The organism is Zhihengliuella halotolerans (assembly GCF_004217565.1).
Classification (GTDB): domain Bacteria; phylum Actinomycetota; class Actinomycetes; order Actinomycetales; family Micrococcaceae; genus Zhihengliuella; species Zhihengliuella halotolerans.
This window is the reverse complement of record NZ_SHLA01000001.1, coordinates 3077813-3094197: the sequence shown is the minus strand read 5'-3', so window position 1 is coordinate 3094197 and position 16385 is coordinate 3077813. Positions and strand designations below refer to the sequence as shown.

25 protein-coding genes are annotated in these 16385 nt (G+C 70.5%); 16 read left to right on the top strand and 9 right to left on the bottom strand.

Annotation, left to right across the window (positions count from 1 at the left end; genetic code table 11):
• Positions 1-17: 17 nt before the first annotated feature.
• From EV380_RS14250 to EV380_RS14205, 10 genes are all read left to right on the top strand, one after another.
• Positions 18-485, top strand: a complete 468-nt coding sequence (locus EV380_RS14250) for an Lrp/AsnC family transcriptional regulator (RefSeq protein ID WP_130451685.1) — start codon at positions 18-20, stop codon at positions 483-485.
• 97 nt (positions 486-582) lie between these two features.
• A complete protein-coding gene (locus tag EV380_RS14245; protein WP_130451684.1) occupies positions 583-1158 on the top strand; it encodes an RNA polymerase sigma factor in 576 nt (191 codons plus the stop codon).
• Entirely contained in the window at positions 1149-1721 is a 573-nt protein-coding gene (locus tag EV380_RS14240; RefSeq protein WP_130451683.1) for an Asp23/Gls24 family envelope stress response protein, read from the top strand. Before EV380_RS14245 ends, EV380_RS14240 begins: the two co-directional genes overlap by 10 nt.
• On the top strand, positions 1714-2115 hold the full coding sequence (locus tag EV380_RS14235; RefSeq protein ID WP_102159216.1) for a hypothetical protein: 402 nt from the start codon (positions 1714-1716) through the stop codon (positions 2113-2115). The genes EV380_RS14240 and EV380_RS14235 overlap by 8 nt, the downstream gene beginning before the upstream one ends.
• 93 nt (positions 2116-2208) lie before the next feature.
• Entirely contained in the window at positions 2209-2694 is a 486-nt protein-coding gene (locus EV380_RS14230) for an Asp23/Gls24 family envelope stress response protein (protein WP_102159215.1), read from the top strand.
• Positions 2695-2697: 3 nt separating this feature from the next.
• On the top strand, positions 2698-2880 hold the full coding sequence (locus tag EV380_RS14225) for a DUF2273 domain-containing protein (protein WP_102159214.1): 183 nt from the start codon (positions 2698-2700) through the stop codon (positions 2878-2880).
• Position 2881: 1 nt separating this feature from the next.
• Entirely contained in the window at positions 2882-3262 is a 381-nt protein-coding gene (locus EV380_RS14220; protein ID WP_130451682.1) for an Asp23/Gls24 family envelope stress response protein, read from the top strand.
• On the top strand, positions 3259-3795 hold the full coding sequence (locus EV380_RS14215) for a DUF6286 domain-containing protein (RefSeq protein ID WP_130451681.1): 537 nt from the start codon (positions 3259-3261) through the stop codon (positions 3793-3795). Before EV380_RS14220 ends, EV380_RS14215 begins: the two co-directional genes overlap by 4 nt.
• Positions 3792-4436, top strand: a complete 645-nt coding sequence (locus tag EV380_RS14210; RefSeq protein WP_130451680.1) for an Asp23/Gls24 family envelope stress response protein — start codon at positions 3792-3794, stop codon at positions 4434-4436. The genes EV380_RS14215 and EV380_RS14210 overlap by 4 nt, the downstream gene beginning before the upstream one ends.
• A gap of 68 nt (positions 4437-4504) precedes the next feature.
• Positions 4505-4690 (top strand): CsbD family protein, encoded by a 186-nt coding sequence (locus EV380_RS14205; RefSeq protein WP_102159210.1) that lies wholly within the window; start codon positions 4505-4507, stop codon positions 4688-4690.
• A gap of 76 nt (positions 4691-4766) precedes the next feature.
• Here the strand turns inward: EV380_RS14205 and EV380_RS14200 are convergent, their stop codons facing one another.
• The 6 genes from EV380_RS14200 to dacB form a co-directional block, all read right to left on the bottom strand.
• Positions 4767-4976 (bottom strand): helix-turn-helix domain-containing protein, encoded by a 210-nt coding sequence (locus EV380_RS14200; protein WP_130451679.1) that lies wholly within the window; start codon positions 4974-4976, stop codon positions 4767-4769.
• Positions 4976-5458, bottom strand: coding sequence for a DUF2975 domain-containing protein (locus EV380_RS14195; protein WP_102159208.1), 483 nt, complete (start codon positions 5456-5458; stop codon positions 4976-4978). The genes EV380_RS14200 and EV380_RS14195 overlap by 1 nt, the downstream gene beginning before the upstream one ends.
• 118 nt (positions 5459-5576) lie before the next feature.
• Positions 5577-6128, bottom strand: coding sequence for a hypoxanthine phosphoribosyltransferase (gene hpt / locus EV380_RS14190; RefSeq protein ID WP_102159207.1), 552 nt, complete (start codon positions 6126-6128; stop codon positions 5577-5579).
• A gap of 72 nt (positions 6129-6200) precedes the next feature.
• Positions 6201-7340 (bottom strand): tRNA lysidine(34) synthetase TilS, encoded by a 1140-nt coding sequence (gene tilS / locus EV380_RS14185; RefSeq protein WP_130451678.1) that lies wholly within the window; start codon positions 7338-7340, stop codon positions 6201-6203.
• Positions 7341-8441: a zinc-dependent metalloprotease gene (locus EV380_RS14180; RefSeq protein WP_130451677.1), complete on the bottom strand. Its 1101-nt coding sequence runs from the start codon at positions 8439-8441 to the stop codon at positions 7341-7343. It abuts the gene before it with no gap.
• A gap of 172 nt (positions 8442-8613) precedes the next feature.
• Positions 8614-9972: a D-alanyl-D-alanine carboxypeptidase/D-alanyl-D-alanine endopeptidase gene (gene dacB / locus EV380_RS14175; RefSeq protein ID WP_207219437.1), complete on the bottom strand. Its 1359-nt coding sequence runs from the start codon at positions 9970-9972 to the stop codon at positions 8614-8616.
• A gap of 151 nt (positions 9973-10123) precedes the next feature.
• Between dacB and EV380_RS14170 the strand changes: the two genes are divergently transcribed.
• Together EV380_RS14170 and yczE (EV380_RS14165) are read left to right on the top strand one after the other, a co-directional pair.
• Positions 10124-10603: an inorganic diphosphatase gene (locus EV380_RS14170; protein WP_102159203.1), complete on the top strand. Its 480-nt coding sequence runs from the start codon at positions 10124-10126 to the stop codon at positions 10601-10603.
• 186 nt (positions 10604-10789) lie between these two features.
• Positions 10790-11440, top strand: a complete 651-nt coding sequence (gene yczE, locus EV380_RS14165) for a membrane protein YczE (RefSeq protein ID WP_130451675.1) — start codon at positions 10790-10792, stop codon at positions 11438-11440.
• Here yczE (EV380_RS14165) and yczR read toward each other — a convergent pair.
• Entirely contained in the window at positions 11410-12909 is a 1500-nt protein-coding gene (gene yczR / locus EV380_RS14160; protein ID WP_130451674.1) for a MocR-like transcription factor YczR, read from the bottom strand. The genes yczE (EV380_RS14165) and yczR overlap by 31 nt on opposite strands.
• Positions 12910-12969: 60 nt before the next feature.
• Here yczR and yczE (EV380_RS14155) point away from each other — a divergent pair, with 60 nt between their 5' ends.
• Together yczE (EV380_RS14155) and EV380_RS14150 are read left to right on the top strand one after the other, a co-directional pair.
• A complete protein-coding gene (yczE, locus tag EV380_RS14155) occupies positions 12970-13698 on the top strand; it encodes a membrane protein YczE (protein WP_207219435.1) in 729 nt (242 codons plus the stop codon).
• Positions 13699-13788: 90 nt separating this feature from the next.
• The gene (locus tag EV380_RS14150; RefSeq protein WP_130451673.1) at positions 13789-14211 is read left to right on the top strand and encodes a DUF1761 domain-containing protein; all 423 of its coding nucleotides are present in this window, start codon (positions 13789-13791) and stop codon (positions 14209-14211) included.
• Positions 14212-14266: 55 nt separating this feature from the next.
• Here the strand turns inward: EV380_RS14150 and EV380_RS14145 are convergent, their stop codons facing one another.
• Together EV380_RS14145 and EV380_RS14140 are read right to left on the bottom strand one after the other, a co-directional pair.
• Positions 14267-14977, bottom strand: a complete 711-nt coding sequence (locus tag EV380_RS14145; protein ID WP_130451672.1) for a cation efflux transmembrane domain-containing protein — start codon at positions 14975-14977, stop codon at positions 14267-14269.
• Positions 14974-15306, bottom strand: a complete 333-nt coding sequence (locus tag EV380_RS14140) for an ArsR/SmtB family transcription factor (protein WP_130451671.1) — start codon at positions 15304-15306, stop codon at positions 14974-14976. Before EV380_RS14140 ends, EV380_RS14145 begins: the two co-directional genes overlap by 4 nt.
• A gap of 74 nt (positions 15307-15380) precedes the next feature.
• Between EV380_RS14140 and EV380_RS14135 the strand changes: the two genes are divergently transcribed.
• Together EV380_RS14135 and EV380_RS14130 are read left to right on the top strand one after the other, a co-directional pair.
• Positions 15381-16007 carry a hypothetical protein gene (locus EV380_RS14135; protein WP_130451670.1) on the top strand — a complete coding sequence of 209 codons (627 nt, stop codon included), beginning with the start codon at positions 15381-15383 and terminating at the stop codon, positions 16005-16007.
• Between the two features lie 90 nt (positions 16008-16097).
• Positions 16098-16382: a hypothetical protein gene (locus EV380_RS14130; protein ID WP_102159189.1), complete on the top strand. Its 285-nt coding sequence runs from the start codon at positions 16098-16100 to the stop codon at positions 16380-16382.
• The last annotated feature ends 3 nt before the right edge of the window (positions 16383-16385 follow it).

Below are 16385 nucleotides of genomic sequence, written 5' to 3'. Positions count from 1 at the left end.
GGGGGAAGATTCTTCGCATGGACCATATTGACCGGAAGATTCTTGCTGAGCTGCAGCGCGACGCGAGATTATCCGTCACCGAGCTCGCGGAGCGCGTGCAGTTGAGCGTCTCCCCCTGCCACCGCCGCCTGCGTTCTCTCGAGCGCTCCGGTGCCATCGCGGGGTACCGAGCCCATCTGGATGCATCCGTGCTGGGGCTGACGTTCGACGCGCTCGTGTTCGTCAACATGAGCACGACGGCGCGGGAGACGATCGAGGCCTTCGAGACGGCGGTGGCGGCCATCGAGCACGTCGTCCAGGCGCAGCGGCTCTTCGGCAGTCCGGACTACCTGCTGCGGGTCGTCGCCGTCGACCTGCCGCACTTCCAGCGCCTCTACGACGACGAGCTGACGCGGCTGCCCGGAGTGCAGAACCTCAGCTCGACCCTGGTCATGAAGAGCATCGTCGAGCACCGGGACCTTCCGCTGGGCGGTCGTCGCGGCTAACGGCGACCGGGCGCCGGCCCTGCTAGTCTCGTGCTCACGGCCGGCCGCTCCAGGGCTGGCCGAATCGGGTCCTGGACCCAACGAGCGAAAGGCGCGCATGAGCGAGTCGGTCGACACCTTGAACGACACCCTCCTGGTGGCCCGCGCCCAGTCCGGCGATCTGGACGCTTTCGAAGAACTGGTGCGCCGGTACCAGCGCGGAATTCTGCGGTACTGCCGCGGCATGCTCGGCAACGGGCCCGACGCCGAGGACGCCGTCCAGGACGTGCTCGTCACGGCGTGGCGCCGCTTGCCGACGCTGCGCGCCGCCGAGGCCGTTTCGACGTGGCTGTACCGCATCGCCTCCCATCGCTGCATCGACATCATCAGGAAGCGGCGGCCCGACGGCGGCGACCCCGCGGAGCGCGAAGCCGAGCAGACCGCGAGCGAGTCGGGTCGCCACCCGGACACCGGGCCCGAAGGAGCCGTCGAAACCCGGCTCGCCCTCTCGGAGCTTCGGCACCACGTCGCCGCACTGCCCGTGCCGCAGCGCGAGGCGTGGACCTTGCGCGAGCTCCACGGACTGAGCTATCAAGACATCGCGGACATCAGCGGTGAGCCGCTTCCCACAGTGCGTGGCCGGATTGCTCGCGCCCGTGCCGCACTGGCCGAAAGGATGGACTCATGGAAATGACGCCAGGGCCTGGGGGGCCACCATCGTGCGACCGCTCCGAGGACGACATCTGGGACCGGCTGGACCTTCCTCCCGACGCCCATGAGCGCGCCTGCCCGCACTGCACCCAGCAGCGAGAGCGACTCCAGCCACTGCTGGAGGCGACCCGCCGGTGGCGCACCGATCCGGAGGAGACTGCGGAGGAGGACGCCGCGCTCGAACGCATCCGGCGCTCCGCCATGGAGGGCATTCGAGCCGAAATCCGCCGCGGCCGCCGGGTGCGGGTCAAGGTTTCGCAGCGCGGCCCGATCGACATCAGCGTCTTCGTCCTCAACGAGGTCATCAGGCGTGCCGCCGACTCCGTCGAAGGGATCGAGCTCGGCCGCCACGGAGCCAGCAGCGCTACTGACGCCAGCGGACACCCGGCCGTCGTCTGCCAGGTCAATGTGCAGATGCGGCCCGGCGAACGCGCCGTCGACCTCTCCAATCGGCTGCGCGCCGCCGTCACCGACGCGTTGGCCGCGGAACTGGGCGTCACCCCGGCCAGCGTCGACATCACCGTGGAGGACATCATCGATGAGTAACGCCAACCGCACCCCTTCGCCCTCCGAACGAGCCCGCGCCGACGCGGTGCAGCAGGTCATGGAGCTCGACGGCGTCGCCGCCGTCTTCCCGCCGACCCTCGCCGTCGTGAAGTCCCTGGCGACGCGGAGCAGCGCGCCGCACGACTCCCTGCGTCTCTCCGGCGGCCGCGGGGCGACCGAAGCGTCGATCGACATCGCCGTGACCGCCGGACAACCGGCGTCCGACATCGCCGCGGCGGTGCAGGACCTCGTGCACGCCGTGCTCACCGGACACGGGATCGAGACCTCGTCCGTTGCTGTCACGGTCCTCGAGCACGGCCCGAATCCAGTCACCGGGAACGAAGCGCAAAGCACTGAGCGAGCACCCCTACCGGACACAGAAGTGGGCGCCTGAAAAGTTTTTTGAATTTCGGCGTGACGATCTGGTCGCCCCCAACGTCTGTACTCATGTAAGACCAACACCCAGTCAGACGAAAGGGATCAGATCATGACCGAGAACAAAGCCCAGGCCCTGCCGAAGACCACGGAGGAAGCTCAGGCCAAGGAGTCGGCGCAGCCTCAGCTCGAAGGCCCCCTGCAGACCGAACACGGGACCACCACGATCGCCGAATCGGTGGTCCAGAAGCTGGCCGGCATCGCCGCCCGCGAAGTTCCCGGCGTCTACGCCATGGGCACCGCAGCACGCCGTGCCATCAACTCGCTCTCTGAGCGCATCCCCGGCTCGCAGACCAACGTGAGCGGCGGCGTGAGTGTCGAGAAGGGCGAGCGCCAGGCCGCCATCGACGTCAGCATCGTCGTCGAGTACGGCGTCGCGATCGCCGATGTCGCCGAGGACATCCGTCGCAGCGTCATCCAGGCCGTCGAGCACGGCACGTCGCTGGAGGTCATCGAGGTCAACGTCAACGTGACCGATATCCACCTCCCCGAGGACGACGACGATGCCGCCTCCGACCGCTCCGATCGCCTGGAGTAGGCCATGACGAGCGCACGCTTCTGCATCGTCGTCGGGCTCGTCCTCGGCACGGTCTGGGCCTTCGGCGGGTTCTGGCGCATGCTGCTGGTCGCCGTCGTCGCGGCGGTCGCCTTCGGGATCGGCCGTGTCCTCGACGGGCGTGTCGACATCGTGGACTGGGCAGGCCGTCTCCAAGGCCGGCGCTGACATGGCCGGGAACCACAGCAGCCAGCTGGCGCCCGCAGATCGCGGCCGGCTGACCATCAACGAACGGGTGGTCAGCCGGATCGCGGCCAAGTCCGCAGCGTCCCACCCCGCGGTCGGAGCCCGGAGCGGCGGCGTCCTCGGTGTGGGCGCCAGCAACGACTTCGACTCGCTGCCACCCGTTTCCGCGACCTTGGCGGGCACGTCCGCCGCGCTGGACGTCCGAATCGGGTTGCGGTTTCCCGCCGACATCCGGGCGACCACCGAGGAAGTCCGTCGCACGATCGTGGAGGATGTCCAGCGTTTCGCCGGAGTGACGGCATCGCCCGTCGACATCCGGGTGGACTGGTTCGAATCCGCACCACCGGTCAGGAGGGTCCTATGAGCAACCACTCGCTGAGCCGCCGGCCGGCACGTGTCACGCCGGCAACGATCGTCGCACTCGTCATTGCCGCCGCTGGTGCGGGCCTGGTCACGTTGGCCGTTCTGCGTTTGAGCAACGGCACCTGGCCTGGCGCAGCGACCGCGATCGCCGAGTTCGGGGCACAGGCCTGGGGTGCACCGCTGGTCGCTGCTGGTGGTGCCGCCGCCGCAGTCATCGGTCTAGTGCTGTTGTTGTGCGCGGTTCTGCCCGGCAGGCCGTCGAGCCGTCCGGCACGCAGCGCCGAGAGCGTCGAAGCGGTGGTCACGCGGCGCGGAATCGAACGCATGGTTGAACACCGGGTCGGCGGTATCGACGGAGTAAGCACGTGCCGGGCCCGCGTCCGAGGCCACAAAGTCAGCGTGGTTGCCCGCACTCCGTTGCGCGACCACAGCGATCTATCCACCGCGGTTTCCGCTGCCTCCGAAAACGTCCTTCGCTCCGCGTTGGACGGCAGCGTCCCGCGCACCACAGTCAGGATGGTGAGTTCCTCATGAGGACCTTCCCAGCAGGGTTGAACCGGACGGTGCTCTTCGTCGTGGGGCTCATGCTCCTGATCGGCGGGCTCTGGGCGTTGTGGCCGTGGTTGGGTCGCACCGTGGAGGTCGCGACGCCGTCGTGGGCTGGGGGTATCACGGCCGATCCGGAGGCGAGGATCGCTGAAGGGGCGCCGGACCTGTTGGAGCTCGCGTGGAGCCCCGCCGTCGTGATCGGCCTGGGAATCGTGCTGGCTGTACTCGGCATCGCCTGGCTCCTGCGTCAGCTCCCCCGCTCCGGCCGGGCAGGCACTCTGCGATTCACGGATGACCCCGCAGCTGGGGCCACGACGATGGACCCGAAAGTCCTCGAATCAGCTGTAGCCGACGCTGCTGAGGCACTGCCGCGGGTCAGCTCTGCCCGCGCCGTGCTGCGCGGGAGTGCAGGAGCGCCGAATCTCTTGCTGCACATCGAAGCGGACCCGGCCGCACGCCTCGGCGAGCTCACGGAGGCGCTGGAGACCGGAGTGGCAGCTGATGCGGCGCGATCTCTGGGACGGCCCCTCGAACACCTGGCGATCCACTACTCGGTGGCCCGCAATGCCTCCGGCGTCAGGACCGGACTCCAGCCAGCGGCTGGAACCGCACCTCGAAGCAGCTGACAGACCACTTGATCGTGCACACGGGACGAACCGGGTGCCGTAACAACAACAACACGAAGGAGACCACCATGGGACTCGGAGACAAGATCGGCAACAAAGCTCAGGAAGCCACCGGCAAGGCCAAGGAGGCCGCCGGCAAGCTCACGGACAACGAGCGCTTGCAGGCCGAGGGCCACGCCGATCAGGCCGCCGCAAAGGCGAAACAGGCCGGCGAGAACGTCAAGGACGCCGTGAAGGACGCCTTCGACAAGTAAGCGACCGGCTCGCTAGAGCCGACCGAACCGGTGACACGACGGAGGCGGAGTGGGTTCTTCCACTCCGCCTCCGCTGCTATTCGTCCTCGACCCACTCCAGAATGTCACCGGGCTGGCAGCCCAGCACCCGACAAATAGCCTCCAACGTACTGAACCTGATGGCTTTGGCACGGCCGTTCTTCAGAACGGCCACGTTGGCAGGAGTCAGCCCGACCCGCTCCGCGAATTCGCCCACGCTCATTTTGGCCTTCGCCAGCTCGACGTCTATCCGCACGACAATGGCCATCAGATGACCCCTTCCATCTCGGCCCGCAGCGACGTCGCCTGACGCAGCAGCGCGCGCATCACGACGACGAGCAAGAGCACGACGACCCCCGCGAGGCCGAGGATTCCGAGCATCAGCACTACGCCCGGCGGGATGTCGGCATCGGAGAATCTTGCCGAGAAGCCGACTACGCCGGCGAAGCCCCACCACAGCACGAGCCCCGAGCCGAGCGTCCACAAGATGCCGTCGACCCAACGGAAGGCGTTTTCGGTGAAGATGCTGCCCGCGCGAACCATCGTCAGCAGCCGCCACGTGAAGTAGGCGATCACTTGGAGGCAGACGGCGCCGAGGATCACGAGCACGGGGACGGGCAGCGCGCCGTCGTTGTCGGCGGCCTCGTGCAGGAAGACCGCCACCATGAGCCCCTGCACACCCAGCAGGCCGGCGAACAGCAGGGCCAGAAGCACGCGTAGGGGTGTGACGATTCGATCAACCTGATGCATGCAAACGATTCTCGATCACCATCTATCGAAAGTCAATAGATCGTGGCTAGGGTCGCGGCACGGGCGGCCGCTCACGCGAAAGGCCCGGCCCCTTCCGGGACCGGGCCTCAGCGCGGTGTTACTGGTAGACGTGCGGGGCGATCGTCGCCACGCAGTCCAGGTTGCGGAACTTCTCCGCGACGTCCAGACCGTAGCCGACCACGAACTCGTTGGGGATGTCGTATCCCACGTACTTCACGTCCAGATTCACCTTGGCGGCATCCGGCTTGCGCAGCATCGCGCAGACCTCGACCGAAGCCGGCCCGCGGGACTGCAGGTTGGACTTGAGCCAGGACAGCGTCAGGCCGGAATCGATGATGTCCTCGGCGATCAGCACGTGCTTGCCCATGAGGTCGGAGTCGAGGTCCTTGAGGATGCGGACCACACCGGAGCTGGTGGTACCCGAACCGTAGGAGGAGACGGCCATCCAGTCCATCGTCACGTGCGAGTGCAGTGCGCGGGAGAGGTCGGCCATGACCATGCACGCACCCTTGAGGACGCCGACGAGCAGGATGTCCCGGCCCTCGTAGTCCTTGTCGATCTGGGCGGCCAGCTCGGTGATCTTTTCCTGAATCTGTTCCTTGGTGTAGAGCACGTGTGCCAGATCGGCGCTGACGTCGTTCGAATCCACGAAAGGGGCTCCTGAAGTCTCGGGTGTCCGCGCCGGTCACGTGGGGCGCGGTTGACGGCTACAGCACCTAGGTTACCCCTCGATGATTCCCCGCGCCGCCTGCACCAGCAGAATTGGTCCGGCGTGCCCATGGCCGCGCCCGTCGCGCAGCCTCCGGGCCACGACATGACCGGCCAGCTGCACCGGCCCGGCCGACCCGGCGCCGGCGACGAGCCGCTCGAGCGCGAGCGTTCGCTCGTACGTCGGGGCCTCGCCCCCGGCGGCCTGCGCCGCACTGCGCAGCACGCGCCGTCCCAGGGCCGCGGGCAGCGCGCGCACGGAGGCGAGGTCGAGCACGACGACGCCGGGCCCGTCCCGCACGACGGCGCCCGCGTACGCTTCCCCCGCCAGCGCGTCGAGGTGATCAGCGTCCGCCGCGGCCAGGCCGGCCGTCCGCGCGAGCGAGGCCGCGAACCCCGGGCCCAGATGCTCTTCGAGTGCTGGCAGCACATCGAGCCGGACGCGGTTGCGCAGCGCGTCGCGCTCGGCGTTGGTGGGGTCGTCCCAGACCTCGATTGACTCGTGGGCGCACACGAATTCAGTGTCCGCCCGCCACAGGCCCTCGGCGCGCGACCCTGCACCGCTCACGCCGAGGAACGGCCTCAGCACGCGCCCCCGGGCGGCCGGGATTCCGGCCACCGATCGGGTCCCGGACCCGCGGGCCAGGCCCAGCAGCACCTGTTCGGCCTGGTCGGAGAGGGTGTGCCCGGTCAGAATGGCCACGGGCCGGCCGGTCTCGGCCTCGATCTCCGCCGCTGCAGCCTCGAGCTCGCGGTAGCGGGCGTGCCGCGCCTGCTCCTCAGTGCCGGGCTCCGGGACGCTCGCGCGCACGACGACGGCGGACAGCCCCATCGCACGCACCCGTTCCGCGGCGGCCGCGACCGCGTCGGCGCTGCCGGGCTGCAGACCGTGATCGACGAGCACGGCCGAGGCGCCGAAGTGGGACGCGTGGACCAGGAACGCGGCGGTCGCGGCCAGCGCCATCGAATCCGCTCCCCCGCTCACGGCGAGCAGCACGTGCGGCGAGGACTCGGGTGCGGGCGCGTCGGCGGCGGCGTCGTCGTACCGGGACGCGACGGAGGCACCGGGGAAGCCGGCGTCGCGCCACGCGGACACGGCGGCGAGGACCGCGCGGCGCGCGGCGGCGAGCTGGGGCGGGAGTCGGCCGCCCATTCAGGCGCCCATGCGCTCGACCCACTCGTGCGGGTGGTGCAGCTCGTGCTCACTCGGCAGGTGCTCGGGACGCTCCCAGACCCGGTTGAAGCCCTCGAGCCCGACCTCCTTCACGACCGCGGAGACGAAGCGCTGCCCGTCCGCGTACTGCCGCATCTTGGCGTCGAGGCCGAGGAGCTTCCGCAGCCAGTTCTCGATCGGCCCGCGATCGGAGCCGCGCGCGGCGAAGCGCTGGCGGATGGTCTTCACGGTCGGAACGATCGAGGCGTCGACGCCGTCCATGACCACGTTCGCGTGGCCCTCGAGCAGGCTCATCACGGCCGTCAGGCGGCTCATGATCTCCTTGTCGTGGTCGTCCTGCAACAGGGAGGAGAGCGACGTCTTCTCGCTGAGCAGCTGCGAAATGCGGTCGCTGAGGGAGTCCGCCTTGGAGAGCATGCCCGTGACGAGTTCGGCGATGGCCTCGAGCAGGTGGTCGCGCAGCCAGGGTGCGGCGGCGAACTGCACGCGGTGCGTCTGCTCGTGCAGGCACACCCAGAGGCGGAAGTCGGTCGGGTCGACGCCGAGTTCGCGCTCGACCTCGACGATGTTCGGCGCGACGAGCAACAGGCGGCCCGCGGCGGGGATGTGCGGGCGCTTCAGGGGCGCGAACGGGTCGTACTGGCCGAGCACCTTGGAGCCCAGGAACGCGAGGATCGCCCCCATCTCGGCGCCGGTCACGCGGGAGCCGACCTCGCCCGCGGCACCGGAGATCTTGTCGGCGTGTTTGGCGGCGGCGGCGCGCAGGGGCGCGTCGATCATGGCTTCGAAGCTGTGCACGTTGGCGCGCGCCCAGCTGGTGCGGTCGACGATCAAGACTTCGGAATCGCGGAGGTCGCGGGCGGCCTCGAGTCCGGAGATCTCATGCACGTGGGCGACGGACGCTTCGGCGTGCGCGCGCAGGTCCGCGACGACGGCCTGCACTTCGGCACCGGTGAGACGCGGCCCGGGCGTGCTGAGGGTCGCGGCGGTCTTGGCGGCGAGCTCGAAGTCGATCAGCCGGGCGGGTGCGACGGCCGGATCACCGTCGGGCTGCCGGGCGGGTGCCTGCGAAGTGTCCATGCGCCTATCGAATCACGAACCGCTGCGAATTACCCGGCGCTCCGGCCACTGATACCAGGACCGGATTGCGCACAGAGCGGTTCCGCGCTCGTCCATTCGTAGCAGTCTGCTCGCAGTTTCGAGTGCTTTGCCCGTAGGTTCGCACCGTCCGGCTCGTCGATTCGCGGCGTCCCTACAGCCCCGCCAGTTCGGCGGCCGCCGCGTCGAGCACGTCACGCGAGTCCCCCAGCGCTCCGGGCACATCCTCTGCGAAGAAGGAGAAGGTCAGCAACCGTCCGCCGTCCGTGACGACGTATCCAGTCAGCGTCACGACGCCGGCGAGAGTCCCCGTCTTGGCCCGGACCTTCCCGCGCGTCGCGTCCGAATCCAGCCGTTCCGACAGCGTGCCGGTGGCTCCGGCGATCGGCAGCATGTAGGACACCTCGCGCAGGTCGCGGCTGCCGGACACGGACGCGGCGGCGAGGACTCCGGCCAGCTGTTCCGGGGAGATCCGGTTGGCGGCGGCGAGGCCGGACGCGTCGACGAGGCGCAGCCCGGCGGTGTCCACCCCCATGTTCTCGACGGCGGCGGTCAGCGCCGCCGAGACGCCGCCGAAGCTGGCGGGCTGGCCGGACTCGAGCGCGACGAGCCGGCCCAGCGTCTCCGCCACGTAGTTCTCCGAGTCCTCGGTCATCACGCGCACCGTCTCAACGGTCGTCGCGGACTCGAGGTTCGCGATCGGCTCGGCTTTCGCGCCCCGGCCCCCGCGCACGACGTCGTCACCCAGGGCCACGCCGGTGTCGTCCAGCGCCGCAGCGAGCGCCCGGTGGAACGCGAGCGCCGCGCTCATCGCCGGGTCGGACGCGCGCGGCGCCGCCTTCGCCTCGGACGTGCGCGCCGCGTTCATCGCGATCGGCATCACGGGGGCGATGTTGTTGCTCGTCACGAGCGACGCATCCCAGTGCGGGCTCAGCGTGCTGCCCGCAAAGAGCGTGTCGTCGAGCACCACGTGCAGCGTGCGCCCGTCGTCGTCCGCGTCCTCGGCGAGGGCCTCGGCGGCCTCAGCCGCCAGCTCCTCAATCCCCTCGTCGGTCAGCAGGACATCCCCGCCGCCGACCAGCACGACGGCGTCCCCGTCCAGGTACACCTCCGTCGCCCGCCGGGAGTCCTCGCCGAGCACGCTGAGCGCGGCGGCGGCCGTCACGGTCTTCAGGCTCGAGGCTGGCACGCCGATCTCGTCACCGTTGCGGGAGTAGAGCACGTCGCCGGTGGCGACGTCGACGACCGCCCCGAAGAGCCGCCCCGCGGCGGCCGGCGCGTCCGCGAGCACCGGCTCGACGGCGTCCGCGACCGCGGACCGGGACACGGCCTCGGCCGCCGGGGCCTCGCTCTCGACATGGGCCGGCGCCACGGCGGGCAGGGACGCCTGGGGGACGAGCGGCGTCGTCCGCGTGAACACGGCCGGGGCCAGCGGCAGGAGCGCGACGGCGAGCAGACCGGCGACGACCAGCACCAACAGGACCGCGGTGACGGCCTCGAAGACGCGTCGCATGGGGACCTCGATCACATGTCGGCGGGGAATTCTGGGACGGACGTGGCCGCGCAATATACGCTTGCCACAGCACTGTACAAAACCTTAGTGCCCGCAACCGGCACGTGCCGACAGGCCTCGCAGGGCGGGCGCACATTGCAAGGAGACTCTTTTGAGCCACGACGTCACCATCGAGATCCCCACCGGATCGCGCGTCAAGTACGAGATCGACCACGAGACGCACCGCCTGCGCCTGGACCGCGTGCTCTTCACACCGATGCAGTACCCGACCCACTACGGCTACTTCGACGACACTCTCGGCGAAGACGGCGACCCGCTGGACGCCATGGTGTGGATCCCGGGTGTGGACCTGGTTCCGGGCGTTGTTGTCGAGTCCCGCCCCATCGGCGTCTTCAACATGACGGACGACGGCGGCGGCGACGCGAAGCTGCTGTGCGTGCCGACCGACAAGCGCTTCGATCACATCAAGGAGCTCGAGGACGTCGACGAGTGGCTGATCAAGGAGATCGAGCACTTCTTCACCCGCTACAAGGACCTGGAGCCGGGCAAGTGGGTCAAGGCCGAGGGCTGGCAGGGCCGCGAGGCCGCCGAGGCCGAGCTCGCCGCCTCGATCGAGCGCTTCAAGGGCTGATCCCCTTCTAGCGAACCCAACGCAACGACGCGTGGCGGTCCGGAATCTCTTCCGGACCGCCACTCGTCGTTGCGTTGGCGCGCAGCCGGGATCGGCCCATGCTCCGCGCGCATGGCTCGATGCGCATTCGCTCCGTTGTGACGCGGTCGATAGCGGGAATCCGCGGCGGGCGATTTAATCAGCACGATGCACGACAGCCCGCGCCCCCGCCTCATCCCGATGACCCCGAAGCAGCAGCTGCGCGCACCCCGGAAGGCCCGCCGGCTGACGCAGCTCGCGCTCGGAATCGTCATCCTCGGCGCGGGCGTCGGCCTGTTCGTGCAGGCGGGCCTGGGCCTCTCCCCGTGGGACGTGCTGCACCAGGGCATCAGCACGCGCCTGCCGGTGAGCTTCGGCACCGTGATCGTGCTGCTCGGGCTGGTCATCCTGCTCCTGTGGATCCCGATGAAGCAGTGGCCCGGCCTCGGCACGGTGGCGAATACGTTTGCGGTCGGCCCCATGGCCGACCTGACCATCGCCGTCATGCCCGCGGTCCACGGGATCGGCTGGCAGCTGGCGGTCATGGCCGCGGCGACCGTGCTCGCGGCGCTCGGCACAGGCCTCTACATCGGCGCGCAGTTCAGTGGCGGCCCGCGCGACGGGCTCATGACGGGCCTCCACTTCAAGACCGGGCTCAGCGTGCGCCTCATCCGCACCAGCATGGAGCTCGCCGCGCTGGGCGCCGGCTGGCTCCTCGGCGGCGTGGTCGGGATAGGAACGGCGGTCTTCGCCATCTCGATCGGCCCGCTGACCCAGTTCTTCTTCCGCTACACGGTGGTTGACATCGCCCGCCGCTGACGCGGCCCCGGCTCCCGGCCGGCCGCCTCGCCCCAGGCCTCGGCGATCCGCGGCAGCGCCCACGCGAGCTCCCGCTCGGTCTGCGCGAAGGGGATGCGCATCCAGTGCTCCAGGCCGTGGTCCTCGACGGCGAACGCCGAGCCGGGCGCCAGCAGTACCCCGCGCCGCTCGGCCGCAGCGGCCAGCGCCGTCGACGCCGGACGCGGCAGCTCGAACCACAGCGAGAGGCCCCCGGCCGGGCGGCGAGCCCGCCAGTCCGGCAGCAGCCGCGCCGCCTGATCCAGCACGGCGTCGCGGGTGGAGCGCAGCCGCTCGCGGGTCTCCGGCACGAGCCCGGACCCGCGCTCCATGAGCCGGGCGAGCACCAGCTGGTCCAGCACAGGCGCCCCGAGGTCCAGGGTCATGCGCATCCGGGCCAGCCCGCCGACCATCGCGTGCGGCGCCCGGATCCAGCCCAGCCGCAGCCCGCCCCAGTGGGACTTGCTGGCGCTGCCGATCGTGACGACGTCGTTCGAGAACGCGGCCATGGGCCGCACATCGGGCTCCTCGTCGAGCCATAGGCGCGCACACGTCTCGTCGACGATCCCCGTGGCCCCGGCCCGGCGCAGCTCGCCGGCCCACCGCTCCCGCACCTCGTCGGAAGCGAGCGTGCCGACGGGATTGTGGAAGTCCGGCAGGCACAGCATGACGCGCGCCCCGCTGGAGCGCAGCCCCCCGGCAACGGCGTCGACGTCCGTGCCGTCGGCACCGATCGGCACCGAGGCCACGCGCACGCCGTGGTGGCGCAGCGACGTGACGCTGTTGGGGTACGTGGGGCTCTCGGCGAGCGCGACGGCGCCCGGCTTCAGCAGCAGCCGGGCGGTCGCGGCGACACCGGCCAGGGCGCCGGAGGTGACGAGGATCTGGTCGGCGTCGGTCGGCACGCCGCGGCGGGTGTAGTCCGCCGCGATCGCCTCGCGCAGTGCCGGGACGCCGAGCGGGAAGTAGCCCATCCCATTGATGTAAGCGGGCAGCTCGTCGAGCGCCTCCTGGTAGACGTCGGCCAGCCCGAGCGGGGCGGACGGCGCGGCGCAGGTGAGGTCGACGGCGGTGGGCTCGCCGCCGTCGTCGTACTCGCCGGAGGAGCCCCCGCGCGGGCCGAAACCGCCGAGCGGCAGGGGCTCGCCACCCCCGGCGACGGGACCGCCGGGAACTCGGGCGATGGTCCCGGCGCCGACGTGGGCGCTGGCGTAGCCGCGGTCTCGCAGTTCGGCGTACGCCCGGGAGACGGTGGTCCGGCTGAGGCCCAAGGCGTCGACGAGCTGGCGTTCGCTCGGCAGAGCGGTGCCGTGGATGACGCGGCCGTTGGCGATGAGCTGGCGGATGGACTCGGCGAGCCACGCGTAGGCGGGGCGGGCGGAGTCGGGCGCCCCGAGCATGGCGGCGAGGCGGGTGCCGCCGAGGCGGCGGGCCGGTGTGACGGTGCTCATGGAGCCATTCTGCCGCAATTGGCTATTTTTTCAAGGTCCAATATGGCGGAGAGTGGGCTCATGGCCCAGACATCACACCCCAAGCTCCTCCCGCTCACTCCCCTGCAGCAGCTTCGCGCCGGCCGCCTGCCGCTGCGGCTGGTCAACCTGTTCGTCGGTCTCACCCTCTTCGGAGCCGCCATGGCGATCTTCATCCGGGCAGAACTGGGCCAGGCCCCGTGGGACGTACTGCACTACGGGCTGAGCACCCGGATGCCGCTGAGCATCGGCACGATCATCATCCTGCTCGGCTTCGTCGTACTGCTGCTGTGGATCCCGCTCAAGCAGTGGCCCGGGCTCGGGACCATCGCCAACGTGCTGTGGCTCGGCATCGCCGCCGACATCACCCTGTGGCTCGTGCCGCCCATCGAGGGACTCCCATGGCAGATCGCGGCCGTCGGCGCGGCCCTGGTCATCAACGGGATCGGCGGCGCCCTCTACATCGGCGCGCAGTTCGGCCCGGGGCCCCGCGACGGGCTCATGACCGGCATCCACCTGCGCACGGGGCTGAGTATGCGCCTGATCCGCACCGTGATCGAGGTGTCCGTGCTGGCGATCGGCTGGCTGCTCGGCGGCGTCGTGGGGCTGGGCACCGTGGCCTACGCGCTCTTGATTGGCCCGTCCACACAGTTCTTCCTGCGCTTCACCGTGGTAGACCTCGGTCGGCCCGGCCGGCCGGCCTCGAGTTCGGCCCGGGGCGAGTCGCCGGCGTCGACGACGACCGGCCCCCTGCCCGTCACCTCGCCCTGAGGCCGTGCCGCCAGTAACTCTCGTCACGCATTCACCTGCGGCGTACACTCAAGTCACAGCGGTCATCCGAGTCGAATCGAGGAGTACGCCATGGTCCCCGACATCAACATTTGGGCCGTCATCGTCGCCACCCTGTCCACCATGGTGGTGGGGTCGATCTGGTACACCCCCAAGGTTTTCGGCAATCTCTGGATGCGCCTGGCGAAGGTGTCACCCTCGGGCGACTCGAAGGACGCGATCCGGCCCATCCTCATCACGCTCGTGGTCAGCTTCGTCTCGGCGTGGGTGCTCGCGGGGTCCGCGGCCATCGCCCACGAGTTCTACGGCGGCGCGTTCCTGACCAGCGTTTTCGTCACCGGCGTGATCCTCTGGGCGGGTTTCACGGCGGCACGCTTCGTCACGCACGACGCGTTTGAGGGCCGCCCGGCCGGCCTGACCGTGCTGAACATCGCGCACGAGCTCGTCACGGTGCTGGTCATGTGCCTCGTGATCGGCCTCTTCGGCGTCGGATGACCTTGACACGGCGCCGGCGCACGTTCGGCCCGTTCGACGGGTCAGGACCGGGAGGTCACCTGGCGCAGCAGTCGCAGTCCGGCGCGCACCCGTCCGCGCACGCGGCGTCGTCGTCCTCAGCCACCAGCTGCGAGACCGGGGTGCAGCACACGTCGCCACGCCAGGCCTCGATCCCCTCGCGGACCGCGAAGGCCGCGATGACCAGCGCCGCCGCGGGGTCGGCCCAGGACCAGCCGAGCAGGGAGTTGAGCAGCAGGCCGACGAGCAGCACGGCGGAGAGGTAAGAGCAGATCAGAGTCTGCTTCGAGTCGGCCACCGCGGACGCGGACCCGAGCTCGCGCCCCGTGCGGCGCTCGAACCACGACAGCGCGGGCATGATCGCGAGGCTCACCGCGGCGAGCGCGATGCCGACAGTCGAGTGCTCGGCCTCGGCGAACCCGGCGAGCGAGCGAACGGAATCGAACAGGACGACGGCGGCCAGCCCGAAGAACGAGTACGCGATCAGGCGCAGTGCCCGCCGCTCCCGCTTGGCCGGGTCCGGTCCGGCGAACTGCCAGGCGACGGCGGCCGCGGAAAGAACCTCGACGATCGAGTCGAGGCCGAAGCCGATGAGCGCGCTCGAGGACGCGATGGCCCCGGCGCCGATCGCGATGACCGCCTCGATCACGTTGTAGGTGATGGTGGCGGCCACGATCCAGCGGATGCGCCGGGCCAGAACCAGCCGCCGGGCGGGGCTCGGCGCGGCGGTGGCGGGCGTCGCCGTCATCGGCACGTGCACCCCGCGGGGCCGCAGCAGTCGGGGTCGACGTCGAGCGTGAGCGCGGCCAGCGCGTCGAGGGCGTCGGCGAGCGCCGCCTGCGTCAGCCGGTAGACCTGGTTGCGGCCCCGGCGCTCGGCGACGACGAGGCCGCACCCGCGCAGGCAGGCGAGCTGGTTCGACACGGCCTGCTTGCTGGCGCCGAGCATCAGCACGAGCTCCGACGGCGTCGCTTCGCCGCCGCGCAGGCGCATCAGGATGCGCGCCCGACCGGCATCGGAAAGGGCGTAGCCGAGCCGTGCCAGGGCCGCCGCATGCGTATCCGTCAGAGTGTCCACACACCAAACGGTACACAAGATCGTGTATCAATTGAACCTGGGGGCGGGTTGCCGGCAATGGCATACTGACCAGCATGTACGTTGTGACGATCAACCAGCGGGATACGCGTGAGGCGGGCGACCGCGTCGACGAGCTCACGCACGCGCTGAGCGGTCTGCCCACGGCCCTGCCCTTCCAGCGTTCGGTCGGCGACGAGGCCATCGGCATCCTCGCTGAGCCCGCGCCCGCGGTCGAGGCCGTGTTGATCGCGCTGCGCCAGCGCCGCTGGAACGTCGGCCTCGGAGCCGGCACGCTGCACGAGCCGCTCCCGGAGGCGCTCGACGACGTTCGCGGGCCCGCGCTCGTGCACGCCCGCCGTGCGGTCACGCGCGCCCAGCGCATCGACACGTCCCGCGCCTCGACCGCGCCGCTGAAGCCCGGCGAACGCCTGCCACTCGCCGTTGCCGGCGCCGACCCGGTCGCGGCCGAGCAGGCCGAGGCCGTCCTGCGCCTCGTCGGCCGGCTCGTCGCCGCGCGGACTCAGGCCGAATGGGCCGTCGTCGACCTCCTAGTCCCCGGCGTGCGCGGCCAGCAGAAGGACATCGCCGCGGCGCTGGGAATCTCCTCACAGGCGGTCTCGAAGGCGATCCTCCGCGCCCACGCGGAGGACGAGGCCGCCGCCCGGCCGGCAGCGGAAGCCCTGCTCCGCCTCGCCGCCTGACCCGCGCAGAAGATATCCGCCGAATCCGCGTCACGTTTCCGGCCCGTCCGCCTTTAAGAGGACGGGGACCCACCGGAACCGAAGGACGCCATGACTCTCAACCCAGCGCTCGACGCGGGCCCGAGCCCGCTCGCCTCCGCACGCCACCTCGCTCTGCCAGGCCCGCGCCGCGCCGGCCTCGAGGGGCGCATCCGCACCGCGGCGCACCGCAGCACCGGCGACCGGGACGTCAAGCGGCCGCTGCCCTTCGCCCCGACGGTGCACCGGGACGTCAAGCGGCTGGGCGGCCTGGCCGTCGGGATCGTCGCCCTTGGCGCCCTGCTGGTGGTCGGAATCGCCGGGACGGTGGGCGCACTGCTCCTCGCCGCTGGGTGACCC

Excerpts from the sequence above, each read along its gene's own strand:
- EV380_RS14205 (WP_102159210.1), top strand. The coding sequence starts at position 4,505 with ATGGGACTCGGAGACAAGATCGGCAACAAAGCTCAGGAAGCCACCGGC.
- dacB (WP_207219437.1), bottom strand. The coding sequence starts at position 9,972 with ATGCGACGCGTCTTCGAGGCCGTCACCGCGGTCCTGTTGGTGCTGGTC.
- EV380_RS14225 (WP_102159214.1), top strand. The coding sequence starts at position 2,698 with ATGACGAGCGCACGCTTCTGCATCGTCGTCGGGCTCGTCCTCGGCACG.
- yczR (WP_130451674.1), bottom strand. The coding sequence starts at position 12,909 with ATGAGCACCGTCACACCGGCCCGCCGCCTCGGCGGCACCCGCCTCGCC.
- tilS (WP_130451678.1), bottom strand. The coding sequence starts at position 7,340 with ATGGGCGGCCGACTCCCGCCCCAGCTCGCCGCCGCGCGCCGCGCGGTC.
- EV380_RS14150 (WP_130451673.1), top strand. The coding sequence starts at position 13,789 with ATGGTCCCCGACATCAACATTTGGGCCGTCATCGTCGCCACCCTGTCC.
- EV380_RS14220 (WP_130451682.1), top strand. The coding sequence starts at position 2,882 with ATGGCCGGGAACCACAGCAGCCAGCTGGCGCCCGCAGATCGCGGCCGG.
- EV380_RS14245 (WP_130451684.1), top strand. The coding sequence starts at position 583 with ATGAGCGAGTCGGTCGACACCTTGAACGACACCCTCCTGGTGGCCCGC.
- EV380_RS14200 (WP_130451679.1), bottom strand. The coding sequence starts at position 4,976 with ATGGCCATTGTCGTGCGGATAGACGTCGAGCTGGCGAAGGCCAAAATG.
- yczE (WP_130451675.1), top strand. The coding sequence starts at position 10,790 with ATGCACGACAGCCCGCGCCCCCGCCTCATCCCGATGACCCCGAAGCAG.
- yczE (WP_207219435.1), top strand. The coding sequence starts at position 12,970 with ATGGCCCAGACATCACACCCCAAGCTCCTCCCGCTCACTCCCCTGCAG.
- EV380_RS14240 (WP_130451683.1), top strand. The coding sequence starts at position 1,149 with ATGGAAATGACGCCAGGGCCTGGGGGGCCACCATCGTGCGACCGCTCC.
- EV380_RS14145 (WP_130451672.1), bottom strand. The coding sequence starts at position 14,977 with ATGACGGCGACGCCCGCCACCGCCGCGCCGAGCCCCGCCCGGCGGCTG.
- EV380_RS14130 (WP_102159189.1), top strand. The coding sequence starts at position 16,098 with ATGACTCTCAACCCAGCGCTCGACGCGGGCCCGAGCCCGCTCGCCTCC.
- EV380_RS14180 (WP_130451677.1), bottom strand. The coding sequence starts at position 8,441 with ATGGACACTTCGCAGGCACCCGCCCGGCAGCCCGACGGTGATCCGGCC.
- EV380_RS14235 (WP_102159216.1), top strand. The coding sequence starts at position 1,714 with ATGAGTAACGCCAACCGCACCCCTTCGCCCTCCGAACGAGCCCGCGCC.
- EV380_RS14195 (WP_102159208.1), bottom strand. The coding sequence starts at position 5,458 with ATGCATCAGGTTGATCGAATCGTCACACCCCTACGCGTGCTTCTGGCC.
- EV380_RS14215 (WP_130451681.1), top strand. The coding sequence starts at position 3,259 with ATGAGCAACCACTCGCTGAGCCGCCGGCCGGCACGTGTCACGCCGGCA.
- EV380_RS14250 (WP_130451685.1), top strand. The coding sequence starts at position 18 with ATGGACCATATTGACCGGAAGATTCTTGCTGAGCTGCAGCGCGACGCG.
- EV380_RS14210 (WP_130451680.1), top strand. The coding sequence starts at position 3,792 with ATGAGGACCTTCCCAGCAGGGTTGAACCGGACGGTGCTCTTCGTCGTG.
- EV380_RS14230 (WP_102159215.1), top strand. The coding sequence starts at position 2,209 with ATGACCGAGAACAAAGCCCAGGCCCTGCCGAAGACCACGGAGGAAGCT.
- EV380_RS14135 (WP_130451670.1), top strand. The coding sequence starts at position 15,381 with ATGTACGTTGTGACGATCAACCAGCGGGATACGCGTGAGGCGGGCGAC.